This is a genomic window from Micromonospora sp. CPCC 205739 (assembly GCF_036906795.1).
GTDB lineage: Bacteria > Actinomycetota > Actinomycetes > Mycobacteriales > Micromonosporaceae > Micromonospora.
On record NZ_JBAKHS010000021.1, the window covers coordinates 37,701 to 50,576 of the forward strand.

Below are 12,876 nucleotides of genomic sequence, written 5' to 3' on the forward strand. Positions count from 1 at the left end.
TCAGCCCTGGTCGTCGGTCAGGCGACGCTCGATGGTCACCATGGTGCCGGAGGCGGTCGACACCAGCCGCACGTCGCCGTAGGCGTTCATCAGCGTGGCACCCCGGCCGCGGTCCATCGCCGGCTGCCGGTCCCGCCACGTGCCGAAGTCACGCACGGTGACCCGGGCGGTGCCGGCGACGAGCTGGAGCCGCACCTGCACCTCGGGCCGGGTCGGCCGCTGCGCGTGCTCGACCGCGTTGTTGAACGCCTCGGACGCGGCCACCAACAGCTCCTGCACCACGTCGGGGTGCACGTGCAGCGACTCCAGCCAGCCGCGCACGTCGCGCCGCATCGCCGAGGCGGAGGTGGCCTGCGCGGGGTAGTTCCACCCGGTCTCCACCGGGGGCACCGGCTCCCGGCCGTTCGGGACCCGCGCCCCGGCGGACGGCCCGGTCGGGGCCGGCGGCGTCGTCCGGACGCCGACTGCCGAGCGGTCGGCGGCGGTCGGGGCGGGCGTCGGGTGGCCGGTCGGGGCCGGACCGGTGGTGCGGGCCGACGACGGCGCGGCGTCCGGGGCCGCCCCGGCGGCGGGCCGATCGACCGTGCGGTCAGCCGATGACCCGGCATCCGGGGCCGCCCCGGCGGGGATACGGATCACCGGTGGCGCGGCGTCCGGGGCCGCTCCGGCGGCGGTACGGACAGCCGGTGGCGCAACATCTGGGGCCGCCCCGGCGGTAGGCCTCGCCGGGTCGGCTCGGTGGTTCTCGGCGTGCGGCGTCCACCCGCGCCGTCGCGCCCCGTCGAGGGTGGCCCGTACCCGGGCGACGAGGTCGGCGGCGGTGAAGGGCTTGACCACGTAGTCGTCGGCGCCCAGGTCGAGGCCCTCGACGGCGGCGTCCGCGCCGGCGCGCGCGGAGAGCACCACCGCCGGCAGCGCCCGGGTCTCCGGCCGTCCGCGCAGGGTGCGCACGAGGGTGAAGCCGTCGACCTCGGGCATCATCACGTCGGTCAGCAACAGGTCCGGCGGGTCACGCCGGATCGCGTCGAGGGCCTGCCGGCCGGTGCCGACCGTCTCGACCCGCCAGCCCTGTCCGGTCAGCAGCCGGACCAGGTACGCGCGCATGTCGGCGTTGTCGTCGGCCACCAGGATCCGGACTCCGCGCCCGGTGGCGGGCGGCGTCTCCGACGGCCCCGGTCCGGCCGGCTCGGGCCGGAGGGGGTCGACCAGCCAGCCGCTCGCCTCCTGCGCCACGGCGCGGGCGGTGTCCCCCAACTCGCCCGCCACCACGCCGGCGTCCGCGCTGCGGCGCAGCGCCGTCCAGGGCAGCGCGACGGTGAAGGTGGTGCCGCGCCCGACCTGGCTGTCGACCCGTACGTCGCCGCCTTCGAGCCGGGTCAGCTCGCGGACCAGGGCGAGCCCGATGCCGGTGCCCTCGTGGCTGCGGGAGGGTGCCCCCTCCACCCGGTGGAAGCGCTCGAAGAGCCGGGGCAGCTCCTCCTCGGCGATGCCGATGCCGGTGTCGGCGACGGTCAGCCGCAGCTCCGTGGGGTGGGCGTGCAGCCCGACCGTGATCCGCCCGACGAAGGTGTGCTTCAGCGCGTTGGAGAGCAGGTTGGTGACGATGCGCTCCCAGTTGAGCGGGTCCAGCACCACCGGCCGGGGCAGCGGCGGACAGTCCACCTCCAGGCGCAGCCCGGCGCGCTCGACCGCGGACCGGAACACGCCGGCGAACTCGGCGGTCAGCTCCGGCAGCTCCACCTGCCGCGCCCGGCTCTGGGCCCGCCCGGCCTCCAGGCTGGAGAAGGTCAGCAGGCTGTTGACGAGGGTGAGCAGCCGGTCGGCGCTGCGCCGGGCGGTCTCCACCCGCTCCCGCTGCTCTGGCGGCAGCGGATGCCGGTCGTCGGCGAGCGCGTCGGACAGCGGGCCGAGCATCAAGGTCAGTGGCGTGCGGAACTCGTGGCTGACGTTGGTGAAGAAGCTGGTCTTGACGCGGTCGAGCTCGGCCAGGGCCTCGGCCCGGCGCCGCTCCTCCTCGTACGCGCGGGAGTTGCGCACCGCGACGGCCACCTGCTGCGCCAGCAGCTGGAAGAACGACCGGTAAGCCTCGTTGAGGGCGCGGCTGGGGCTGACCCCGGCCACCAGCGCCCCGAGGGGCTGGTCGGCCTCGGCGGAGGGCAGCGGCAGCGGCAGCACCATCGCGCTGGCTACCGGCTCGTCGAACGCCCCGGCCGGCAGGGTGAACCGCTGGGCGACCCCGTGGACCTCGGTGGCCGCTCCCCTGCTCGCCGCCCACAGCTCCCAGGCCGGGTCGCCGTTGAGCACCACGTCGGGCAGCGCCTCCGCCGCCGGGGCGTCGTCGGTGCAGGCCACCCGGCGCAGGGCGGCGCCCTCCCGCAGGTAGATCGCGGCGAACGGGACGTCCAGCCGGTGCCCGCCGATCGCCTCGACCAGCCGGGCGCAGGTGCTGGCGACGTCGACCGTGCGCCCGTCGCCGCGGACCGACAGGTCCCGCAGCAGACCCAGCCGCCGTTCCCCGACCACCTGCTCGGTGACCTCACTGCACACGGTGAAGATGCCGACCGTGCGGCCGTCGTCGTCGCGCGCCGGGGCGTGGGAGACGCTGAAGTAGGCCTCCTCCCGGTAACCGGACCGGTCGAGGAGCAGTCGGAGCGCGGGCACCCAGCTGGCCACCCCCGTCGCCATCGCCTCCTGGATCAGCGGCGCGAGCACGTCCCAGCCCTCGGCCAGGGTGGTCCGGACGTCGTCCCCGAGCGCACCCGGGTGCTTGTCGCCGATCAGGGCCGAGTACGCGTCGTTGTACAGCTGGGTGAACCGCTCGCCCCAGAGCAGCAGCATCGGGTACCGGGAGGACAGGACGATCCGCACGGCCGCGCGCAGGCTCTGCGGCCAGGACTCGACGGGGCCGAGTGGCGTCGCCGGCCAGTCGAGCCGGGCCATCAACTGCCCGGTCGCGCTGCCGCCACCGAACAGCTCCTCGGTGGGGCTGCTCACTTCCGAATGCACCTCATCGGCGTGCCCGTACCCCGTCGCACGGTCGACGGAACCTGGTGGTGGGGAGCGACACTCACCGGCTGGGCCCGGGCGCGGCGAGGACGCTCCGACGAGGCACCGCCCGGCCGTCCGCGGTCGACCGCTCGCCGCCCCGCTCCGGCACGCCCGCCCCCTCGATCACCCGACCCTGATGCCACCGTCCGAGAAGTGGAACCCCGAGCCGGAGGAGCCCCAGGTTACCGCCGCCCCGGGTCCCCGGCGAACGGGCGAGCTGGTGTCGCGGCGGGCGCCCGCCCGGGGTGGCACGGTTCGGGTGACCGGGTGACGAAGGACACTCCGGGTCGTGATCGACTCGGTACGTCGTGTGACGCGTTCGCCACCGTGACGGTGCGCTGTACACCCCGGGCGACGTGCTTCCGGATCCGCCTCAACCGCTACACCCTCACCACCGGCACCTGGTCGGGATGGACGTCCCTGCCGGCCCCGCGGGGTGCGCGGGAGACGCCGACAGCCGTGGGACACGGGGGCGAGCTGCGCCTCTTCGTCAGCGGCGCACGGCAGCGGGTCTACCAGCACCAGCTCGGGCGCTGACCCTCGGCGGGCCGCAGGTCGAGGCCGCAGCCGCGGCGCCTGTCGTACCCGGCTGCGATGCTCCGGCGGTGGAGCTGACGTTGCAGGTGACGATCGACTGCGCCGACCCGCGCCGGATGGTCGCGTTCTGGTCCGAGGCGCTGGGTTACGTGCCGGAGCCGCCGCCGGGCGGGCACCGCACCTGGCGGGCGTACTGGGCGGCGACGGGCGTGCCGGCGGAGGAGCTGCCGGAGGGCGTGGGTGAGACGCCGGAGTCGGTCGTCGACCCGGCCGGCCGGGGGCCCCGGATCTGGTTCCAGCAGGTACCCGAGCCCAAGGTGGTCAAGAACCGGATCCACTTCGACCTCAAGGTGGGCGGTGGCCGGACGGTCGATCTGAAGCTGCGCACCGAGCGGGTTGACGCGACGGTCGAGCGGATCGTCCGGGCCGGCGCCACCGTCGTCCGGGCCACGGACGAGCCCGAGATGGACCACTACGCCGTCCTGCTGCGGGATCCCGAGGGCAACGAGTTCTGCGTCGTCTGACGGCTGTCGCGGCGGTCCGCGTGCCGGGTTCGGCGGGCCTCGCGGGTCACCGCCGGCGGAGCTGGCGGAAGGTGACGGAATACCGCAGCTCCGCAACCGGTGGGATGCTGTGCTGCCAACTCGACCGCGCGGCACCGGCCAGCACGTACGCGGAGCGGGGCGCCAGCTCCACCTCGTACACCCGTCGCTCCCCGGCCGCGTCCCGCCGGAAGCGCAACAGGCAGGCGGCGGCGAGGGAGACACCGGCCACGGTCGGACCGAACGCGGGCGCGTCCCGGTGCCATCCGATCACGGCGCCCGGCGGATAGCGGGTGACGAGGGCCTGCGCGAAGCTGGTCTCCGCGACGCCGGCGAGATCGGCGCACCGCCGGCGGACCTCGTGCAGCTCCACCGGCAGCGCCTCGGCCTCGGTGAGCTGGAAGGAGCCGTAGTCGTAGTCGAAGCCGTAGTGTCGGACGGTGCGCCGGGCCACCTGGCCGTGCATGCGGATCTCGGTGAGGTCGATCGCGGCGAGCACGGTCAGCAGCAACCGCTCCTCGTCGGGGCTGACCAGCTCGGGCTGGTACGTCAGCCCCGCCGGTCGCTCCTGGACGCCGCGCATCCGTCCCACGCGTCGACCGTAGCGCCGACGCCCGGCCGTCGTTCCCGGATCTGGCTTGCCGGGTGGCCGGCGGGTGGCCTACCGTCGGCAGGCACCTCCCGGTGCGCAGGCAACGGCTACTTCCGCTTCCAACGGGGAGACGCGGGTTCGAATCCCGCCGCCGCCACACCCCGGCGGTGTCGACCAGCGGCCCAGGTCGCCTTGGCCCGCAAGGGCCGGTCGCCGTCGCCGCTTCGATCTCGGGAGGTGTTTTCACGCCGCGTGCCGGTGCGCAGAGGGCGGATACTTCTCATCCACGGGTCGGGGGTTCGAGTCCCCTCCGGCGTCGCCGCCGGTAGCTCAGTCGGCAGAGCAATGGCCTTCCGCCGTCGTCGATCGTCGATCTCGGCACGCGGCGTGCATCCCCACCCTCCTCCATGATCACGAGACGGCAAACTCCGTTGTCCGGCGACCGTCCCACCACTAGCGTCATGCCCGCACTTCCCGGTGCGCTGGTGACGGTTACATCTGGAGGGGTTCGCACCCCGGTGAAGGGCCCGACCGTCGCCGACACCGATCTCGGGAGGCGCACCACACGCGTACCCGGTGCGCAGGCAACGGCTACTTCCGGATCCGCAGGTTGGAGGTTCGAGTCCTCCGCTCACCCTCGGGTGGCTGGCTCAACTGGACAGAGCAGCGGACATTGTTCCGTCGCCGACTCCGGTCTCGGGTACGCGTCGTGGTGGCGTCCTCCTCCCGCTCGACCGTCATGAGGGACGCGATGGCCAAGTTCAATCTCAAGCTGCGCCGCAACCAGCGCGAGGCGGACGACGGGTACGCCACCGCCGAGGGCGCGCCGGGCTTCCTCCGTGCGGCGCGCGCCGAGTTGTTCCTGCTGGGCGTGTCGAACATGGTCGGTGAGGACACCTTCTACGAGGGCGCTGCCGATCGCGACGCGCGGTTCCGGGAGCTGGTCGCCGCCGTCGCGGTCGCCGACCGCGACTGGTTCGCCCGCTTCGTGGCGTGGCTGCGTACCGGCGCGATGCTGCGCTCGGCGTCCGTCGTGGCCGCCCTGGAGGGCGCCCGCGCGCAGGTCGCCGCGGGCATCCCGGGTTCCCGGGCGATCGTGGACGCCGCGTTGCAGCGGGCGGACGAGCCGGGTGAGGCGCTGGCGTACTGGCTGGGCCGCTACGGCCGATCGCTGCCGAAGCCGGTCAAGCGGGGCGTCGCCGACGCGGCGGTGCGGCTCTACCACGAGCGGAGCCTGCTCAAGTACGACTCCGACGGCACCGCGGTGCGCTTCGGGGACGTCATCGACCTGACCCACCCGTCCGCCCGGGACGCGCGGCAGGGCGACCTGTTTCGGCACGCGCTGGACCGGCGGCACCGGCGGGACAACCCGCTGCCCGCGTCGCTGACGGTGCTGGCGGCGCGCGCCGAGCTCATGGCGATGCCCGTCGAGCGGCGCCGCGAGGTCACCGACCCGGCGGTGCTGGGCGCGGCGGGGATGACGTGGGAGGCGCTCGCCGGCTGGCGGCAGGGCGCCATGGACGCCACGGCCTGGGAGACGATCATCCCGACCATGGGGTACCTGGCGTTGCTGCGCAACCTGCGCAACTTCGACCGGGCCGGGGTCGGCGACGCGGTGGCCGAGACCGTGGCGGCCCGACTCTCCGATCCCGGTGAGGTCGCCCGGTCCCGCGTGCTGCCGATGCGTTTCCTGTCGGCGTACAACGCCGCGCCGAGCCTGCGGTGGGCGTACCCGCTGGAGAAGGCGTTGCAGCACGCGCTGGCGAACGTGCCGGCGCTGGACGGGCGGACCCTGATCCTGATCGACACGTCGGGGTCGATGAACAGCCCCTTCAGCAGGGACGGCACGCTGCGCTGCTGGGACGCGGCCACCGTGTTCGGCCTCGCGCTCGCCGCCCGCGCCAGGGAGGCGACGGTGGTCTCGTTCTCCGACGACAGCACGGTGTTTCCGGCGGTGGCCGGCGAGTCGGTGCTGGCGGCGGTACGCCGGTTCAAGGACGGTGGCTGGTTCCACGGCCGCGGGACGGAGACCGAGAAGGCGGTGCGGACGCACTACGACCGGCACGACCGGGTCGTCATCCTCACCGACGAGCAGGCCCACTGGCACCGGTCGGCGGACGTCACGGCCGCGGTGCCCGCAACGGTTCCGGTGTACACCTGGAACCTGGCCGGCTACCGGGTGGGGCACGCGCCGACGGCCGGGAACCGGCACACGTTCGGCGGTCTCTCCGACGCCGCGTTCACGATGATCCCGCTCCTCGAGGCCGGTTCCCGCGAGCAGTGGCCCTTCTGACCCGGGGTGCGGTGCCGGCCGGTACCGCACCCCGGGTCCGCGCGGGCGGCGGTACCCGCCGCCCGCGTCCGGCCCGTCGGGCCGGTCAGCGGACTGGGGGCGGGCTGGCGGGTGGTGGCGTTGAGCCGGTTGAAGAGGTTGCTGTGGTGGCCGCGCCGACGCTGCTGGCCGCGCTCGACCTCGTCGCCGAGCCGGCGGAGTCGCGCTGAACGCGGCGACCGGGCCGGGCACCCGGGGTCAGGTAGGGGTGGCCACACCCCGCGGATGAGCGCGGCCGGCCCCGCCCGTCCGAGGTCGTGGACGCCGGTCGGGGCGGGCGGGCCCGCCACCGCCGCAACCGGGGCCCGGGTCGTTTGCCGTCTCACCGCTCGGGAAGCCGTCACCCGGCAGCCCGATGCCCACGCTCCGACCGACGAAACGGACGACCCCGATGACCCAGCGTCCGACCGTGTCCGCCCGGCCCGATGTGGCCACGCTGACCCTCGGTGTGGAGGAGGAGTTCCTGCTCCTCGACCCGACCACCGGGCGGAGCCTGCCGGTCGGGGAGCGGGTGCTCGACACGTTCTCCGGCGCCGCGCTCGAGCAGAGCCGGCAGGAGTTCCGGCACAGCATGGTGGAGATGGTGACGCCGGTGTCGTCGAGCCTGGCCGAGCTGCGAGAGCACCTGGTGGGGCTGCGGCGCTGGGCCGCCGACGCGGCCGAGGCCGCGGGTGCCCGACTCGTCGCGGTGGGCGCGACGCCGGTGCACGAGCGGTACCGGACGGTGCCGGACGAACCTCGCTACCACGCCATGTCGCGGCGGTTCGGGCCGGTCGCGCACGATCCGGCGGTCTGCGGCTGTCACGTGCACGTCGGCGTGCCCGACCGGGAGCTCGCCGTGCAGATCTGCAACCACCTGCGGCCCTGGTTGCCCGTCGTGCAGGCGCTCACCACCAACTCGCCCCTGCACGACGGCCGGGACACCGGCCATGCCAGCTGGCGGTCGATGCAGCTGGAGCGGTGGCCGAGCCTCGGCCCCACCCCGCACTTCGACTCCGTCGCCGACTACGACCGGACGGTGGACGAGCTGATCGCCGCCGGGATCATGCTCGACACCGCGATGGTCTACTGGTACGCCCGCCCCTCGGCCACCCACCCCACGGTGGAGGTCCGGGTGGGTGACGTCTGCCCGACCGTGGACGACACGGTGCTGGTGAGCGGGCTGGTCCGGGCGCTGGTCGCCACGATCGCCGACGAGGTTCGGGCCGGGGTGCCGGCCCCACGGCTGCGGGACTGTCTGGTCTCGGCCGCGCACTGGCGGGCGGCCCACGAGGGCCTCGACGGCGACCTCGTGGACCTGCGCCGGGGCGGTGCCCGCCCGGCCTGGGACCTGGTCGACGAGCTGTTCGCCACCGTGTCGCCCGCGCTGGCCCGCCACGGCGACGTCGAGTACGTGCGCCGTCAGCTCGACCGGGTCCGGGCCGAGGGGACCGGCGCGACCCGGCAACGGCGGATCATGGCGCGCACCGGCAACGACGTGCAAGCCGTCCTGGACCACCTGGCCGCCCAGACCACCGCGACCTGAGCGCCGGCGCGGCCGGCGTACGCGTCAGTCCCGGCGGTCCTCGTCGCCGGGGCCGACCACCTGGCGTTGCTCCAGGGCGTCGGCCGCGGTGGCGTCCTCCGGCAGGGAGACCGCCGGCAGGTCGTGCTCCCCCGGCACGGAGGCACCCTGCTCGACCAGGTCGGCCACGGTGGCGTCCGCCGACTGCGGCTCCGGCGGGACGTCGGGTTGCCCCTCGTCGACCAGCGGCTGGCGCTGCTCAATCGCGTCGGCCTCCGGCGGCACGTCGAACGGTCCATCGGTCATGCCGACGCTCCTCTCCCGCCGGCCCCCTTCACGGGGCCGGCCTCGACGGCGGCTCAGTCCGGCAGCAGCCGCCGGAGCAGCCCCTTCCCGGTGGCGCCCAGACGGTAGGACTGGACGAGGTACGAGCCGCAGACGATGTTCGCCCCGGCGAGCGCCGGCACCGCGAACTGGGCGAGCCGCTGCCGCCGCTGCCAAGTCGCGATGTCGGCCGGCGTTCCCTCGGTCGGGATGGTGGCGTCGCGTACCTCCAGGTGCTCGCCCCGCCGGTGCGCCTCCTCCGCCAGCCGGCCGATACGGTTGCCGCAGTACGCCGCGTAGGCGGTGGCCGCGGCACCGGCGATGGTGATGCCGGCCTTCAGCGCGCCCACGCTGCCGAACCCCTTCTGCAACGCGATGCGCCGGCCACCCACCTGGGTCAGCCGCAGCCCGGCGAGCATGGTCGCGCCGATACCCAGCCACTGCACCGGGCTGAACCGGCCCCAGGCGGACTCGGCGACCCGGATCCGGTCGATGCCCTGCTGGAGGTCGCTGCCGGACTTGTTGACGCCGGCGACCCCCATCACGGTGCCGCCGAACCACAGCGCCGAGCCCACGTCGTGGACGGCCTGCGCGACGGCGTGGTTGTCGGTCGCGGTCATCTGCATCCGCTCTCCTCCAGTCGATCAGACGCCATACCCTTCATCCCGATTCAAGCACTTTTGCCGGGCAGCGCACGCGCGTTCCGACCGACCGGCTCGGCGGGCGGACGCGCCCGCGATCCCGGCCGGTTCTCCGTGGGCATCCGGGCCGGTCAGCGGACGTCGTGCGACTGGAGCCAGATCTCCAGCAGGCCGAGCTGCCACAGCTTGTTGCTGCCGGCCGCCGCCTGCGCCTGTCCGGGGTCGTCGAGCAGCCCCGCGACGTACTCCGCGTCGAACAACCCGCGCTCCCGCGCGGCCGGCGCGCGCAGCGCCTCCACCACCAGATCGCGGATCGCGCCGTCCACGTTGCGCAGGGCGGGGACCGGGAAGTACCCCTTGGGCCGGTCGACCACCTCGGCCGGCAGCACCTCCCGGGCGATCTCCTTGAGCACCCCCTTGCCGCCCGACGCCACCTTGTGCTCGGGCGGGCAGGCCGCCGCCAGCGTCACCAGGTCCTGGTCGAGGAAGGGGGTACGCACCTCCAGCCCCCACGCCATGCTCATGTTGTCCACCCGCTTGACCGGGTCGTCCGGCAGCATCAGGTGGGTGTCCAGCCGCAACGCCGCGTCCAGCGCGGTCTCTGCGCCGGGCGCGGCCAGGTCGGCGGCGAACAGTTCCCGGCTGGCGTCCCGATCGATGGCGTACGCCCGGGCCACCACCCGGTTGAGCTCGGCGTGGTCCCGGTCGAAGAAGGCGGCCGCGAACGCCTCCGCGATGTCGCCGCGCGACAGGTCGGTGAAGGGTTGGTGATAGCCGTAGCCGGCGAACACCTCGTCGGCGCCCTGGCCGGACTGGGCGACCCGGACGTGCGCGGCGACCTGCTCGGAGAGCAGGTGGAAGGCGACCACGTCGTGGCTGCCCATCGGCTCGCTCATGGCGTGCACCGCCGCGCGTACCGCCGGGACGAGGTCGTCGTCGGCGAGCCGCAGGCGCCGGTGGTCGGTGCCGTAGTGGCGGGCCACCAGGTCGGAGTAGTGGAACTCGTCGCCCGCCTCGCCGCCCCGGCTGTCGAAGCCGATGCTGAACGTCCGCAGGTGCTGCTGCCCCGCCTCGGCCAGCAGCGCCACGATCATGCTGGAGTCCAACCCACCGGAGAGCAGCACGCCGACCGGTACGTCGGCGACCAGGCGGCGCCGTACGGCGGTGCGCAGCGCGTCGCCGATCGCCACCTGCCAGTCCCGGGCGTCCATGCCCGCCCGCGCCGGGTCCCGGACGTAGTCGGGACGCCAGTAGACGCGCTCGCGGCTGCGCCCGTCCGCCTCCACCACCCGCATCGTGGCCGGGGGCAGCTTGCGTACGCCGCGCAGGATGGTCCGGGGTGCCGGCACGATGGAGTGCCAGGAGAGGTAGTGGTGCAGCGCCACCGGGTCGATGCCGGTGTCCACGCCCCCGCCGCGCAGCAGCGCGGGCAGGGTGGAGGCGAACCGCAGCGCGCCGGGGCTCTCGGCGAGGTAGAGCGGCTTGATGCCGAGCCGGTCCCGGACCAGCACGAGCCGCCGCCGTCGCCGGTCCACCAGCACCGCGGCGAACATGCCGACCAGGTGGTCGACGAAGTCCTCGCCCCAGTGCGCGTACGCCACCAGGACCACCTCGGTGTCGCCCGTGGAGTGGAAGGTGTGCCCGGCGGCCCGCAGTTCCTCGCGCAGCTCCGGGTAGTTGTAGATGCAGCCGTTGAAGATCAGCGCCAGGCCCAGGTCCTCGCGCACCATGGGCTGCCCGCTCGCCTCTGAGAGGTCGATCACGGTGAGCCGGCGGTGCCCGAGGGCGACCCAGCCGTCGCTCCACGCCCCCTCGCCGTCGGGACCCCGGGACTGCATCGCCGCGGTCATCCGGGCCACCGCGTCGGCGTCGGCGGGCCTGCCGTCGAACCGGGCCTCGCCGCTGATCCCGCACATGGCCGGCCGTCACCCGCTTCCGAGGTCCAGCAGCATGGCCATCTCCCCTGCCAGCCCCTGGTGGTCGACGGCCCGGCCGCTCCGGGCAGCCGCGACGGGCCTTTGCCCCGGCCGCCCGCCCACGGGCGGGGACGGGCCGCGGCGCACTCGTGGGGTCACCGCTCACCCAGGCGGTGGGCCAGGGCCCGGCGCAGCTCGTCGATGCCGGCACCGGTCAGGGCGGACACCGGCACCGCGTCCGGGTACGCGCGGCACAGCGCGTCGACCCACTCCGGCGGCGCCATGTCGATCTTGTTGAGCACCAGCAGTTCCGGCACCTGGCCGGCGCCGATCTCGTGCAGCACCCCGTGCACCGTGGTGATCTGCCCGAGCGCGTCGGGCGCGGAGGCGTCCACCACGTGCAGCGCCAGGTCGCTGCTGGTGACCTCGTCCAGGGTCGACCGGAACGCGTCGACCAGCTGGTGCGGCAGGTGCCGGACGAAGCCCACCGTGTCGGTCAGGGTGTAGGTCAGCTCGCCGGTGCTGATCCGCCGTACCGTCGGGTCGAGGGTGGCGAAGAGGACGTCCTGCACCTGGGCGTCCGCGCCGGTGAGGCGGTTGAGCAGGGCAGACTTCCCGGCATTGGTGTACCCGGTGATCGACACCGAGGGGACCTGGTTGCGGGCCCGCCGACTGCGGGTACGTTCCCGGCGACGGGCCAGCTCGGCGGCGTTGCGCCGCAGCCGGGTGGCCCGCTGGCGCAGCGTCCGCCGCTGGGTCTCCAGCCGCATCTCACCGGGTCCACGCACACCGATGCCGGCGCCGCCGGCGACCCGGCCGCCACCGACGCGGGACATCACCCGGCCGTCGCCGCGCAGCCGGGGCAACTGGTACGCGATCTGCGCCAGCTCCACCTGCACCCGACCCTCGCTGGTACGGGCGTGCTCGGCGAAGATGTCCAGGATCAGCGCGGTCCGGTCCACCACGCGTACCCCGACCCGTTCCTCCAGGTTGCGCACCTGGCCGGGGGTCAGCTCGCCGTCGGCGATCACCACCTCGGCCCCGACGCGTTCCGCGGCGGCGGCCAGCTCGTCGACCTTGCCGGAGCCGAGGTAGGTCGCCGGGTCCGGCTTCGGACGGTTCTGCACCACCGCCTCGGCGACGCTGAGGCCGTCGGTGTCGGCGAGCCGTCGCAGCTCCTCCAGCGACACCTCGCTGCCGGGGCCGTTGCCACCCGCACCGCCGTCCTCGTGCACCGCGACCAGCACGGCCGTCGGCCGCTGCCGGGAGGTTTCGGCTCCCGCACCGAGCAACCAGGTACCCGCCATCGTCCACCCCATCTCGCCGCTGCCGGACTGCCGCCTACCCTGACCGCCCCCGACCATGCCGCCGAGATCGCCCGCCCTGCCGGCGAATCCCGCCCCGGGATCGGACATCAGGCCGCACGACGGTGTGGCTGAC

At 74.4% G+C, this 12,876-nt stretch carries 10 protein-coding genes and 1 tRNA gene; 5 read left to right on the forward strand and 6 right to left on the reverse strand.

Annotated features, from left to right (window positions below; genetic code table 11):
* Positions 1-2,994 carry an ATP-binding protein gene (locus tag V6U88_RS24615; protein ID WP_334456533.1) on the reverse strand — a complete coding sequence of 998 codons (2,994 nt, stop codon included), beginning with the start codon at positions 2,992-2,994 and terminating at the stop codon, positions 1-3.
* Positions 2,995-3,381: 387 nt separating this feature from the next.
* On the opposite strand from V6U88_RS24615, the gene V6U88_RS24620 reads away from it, so the two are divergent.
* The gene (locus V6U88_RS24620; protein ID WP_334456535.1) at positions 3,382-3,585 is read left to right on the forward strand and encodes a hypothetical protein; all 204 of its coding nucleotides are present in this window, start codon (positions 3,382-3,384) and stop codon (positions 3,583-3,585) included.
* 68 nt (positions 3,586-3,653) lie between these two features.
* Positions 3,654-4,109 carry a VOC family protein gene (locus V6U88_RS24625; RefSeq protein WP_334456537.1) on the forward strand — a complete coding sequence of 152 codons (456 nt, stop codon included), beginning with the start codon at positions 3,654-3,656 and terminating at the stop codon, positions 4,107-4,109.
* Between the two features lie 46 nt (positions 4,110-4,155).
* On the opposite strand, the gene V6U88_RS24630 is transcribed toward V6U88_RS24625, so the two are convergent.
* Complete coding sequence (locus V6U88_RS24630) at positions 4,156-4,710, reverse strand: alpha-ketoglutarate-dependent dioxygenase AlkB (RefSeq protein ID WP_334456622.1); 555 nt, start codon at positions 4,708-4,710, stop codon at positions 4,156-4,158.
* Between the two features lie 68 nt (positions 4,711-4,778).
* Between V6U88_RS24630 and V6U88_RS24635 the strand changes: the two genes are divergently transcribed.
* From V6U88_RS24635 to V6U88_RS24645, 3 genes are all read left to right on the forward strand, one after another.
* Positions 4,779-4,876: transfer RNA gene (locus V6U88_RS24635), tRNA-Gly, on the forward strand.
* A gap of 594 nt (positions 4,877-5,470) precedes the next feature.
* Entirely contained in the window at positions 5,471-7,012 is a 1,542-nt protein-coding gene (locus V6U88_RS24640; protein ID WP_334456539.1) for a TROVE domain-containing protein, read from the forward strand.
* Between the two features lie 430 nt (positions 7,013-7,442).
* Positions 7,443-8,576 carry a carboxylate-amine ligase gene (locus V6U88_RS24645; protein WP_334456541.1) on the forward strand — a complete coding sequence of 378 codons (1,134 nt, stop codon included), beginning with the start codon at positions 7,443-7,445 and terminating at the stop codon, positions 8,574-8,576.
* Positions 8,577-8,600: 24 nt separating this feature from the next.
* Here V6U88_RS24645 and V6U88_RS24650 read toward each other — a convergent pair whose 3' ends face one another.
* The 4 genes from V6U88_RS24650 to hflX form a co-directional block, all read right to left on the reverse strand.
* Positions 8,601-8,861 (reverse strand): hypothetical protein, encoded by a 261-nt coding sequence (locus V6U88_RS24650; RefSeq protein WP_334456543.1) that lies wholly within the window; start codon positions 8,859-8,861, stop codon positions 8,601-8,603.
* Positions 8,862-8,914: 53 nt separating this feature from the next.
* Entirely contained in the window at positions 8,915-9,505 is a 591-nt protein-coding gene (locus V6U88_RS24655) for a hypothetical protein (RefSeq protein WP_334456545.1), read from the reverse strand.
* A 146-nt stretch (positions 9,506-9,651) separates the two neighbouring features.
* On the reverse strand, positions 9,652-11,436 hold the full coding sequence (locus V6U88_RS24660; protein WP_334456547.1) for an N-acetylglutaminylglutamine amidotransferase: 1,785 nt from the start codon (positions 11,434-11,436) through the stop codon (positions 9,652-9,654).
* 155 nt (positions 11,437-11,591) lie between these two features.
* Positions 11,592-12,743: a GTPase HflX gene (gene hflX / locus V6U88_RS24665; RefSeq protein WP_334456549.1), complete on the reverse strand. Its 1,152-nt coding sequence runs from the start codon at positions 12,741-12,743 to the stop codon at positions 11,592-11,594.
* Between the last annotated feature and the right edge of the window lie 133 nt (positions 12,744-12,876).

Coding starts and splice junctions, on each gene's coding strand:
- V6U88_RS24630 (WP_334456622.1), bottom strand. CDS start 4,710: ATGCGCGGCGTCCAGGAGCGACCGGCGGGGCTGACGTACCAGCCCGAG.
- V6U88_RS24640 (WP_334456539.1), top strand. CDS start 5,471: ATGGCCAAGTTCAATCTCAAGCTGCGCCGCAACCAGCGCGAGGCGGAC.
- V6U88_RS24645 (WP_334456541.1), top strand. CDS start 7,443: ATGACCCAGCGTCCGACCGTGTCCGCCCGGCCCGATGTGGCCACGCTG.
- V6U88_RS24650 (WP_334456543.1), bottom strand. CDS start 8,861: ATGACCGATGGACCGTTCGACGTGCCGCCGGAGGCCGACGCGATTGAG.
- V6U88_RS24655 (WP_334456545.1), bottom strand. CDS start 9,505: ATGCAGATGACCGCGACCGACAACCACGCCGTCGCGCAGGCCGTCCAC.
- V6U88_RS24660 (WP_334456547.1), bottom strand. CDS start 11,436: ATGTGCGGGATCAGCGGCGAGGCCCGGTTCGACGGCAGGCCCGCCGAC.
- hflX (WP_334456549.1), bottom strand. CDS start 12,743: ATGGCGGGTACCTGGTTGCTCGGTGCGGGAGCCGAAACCTCCCGGCAG.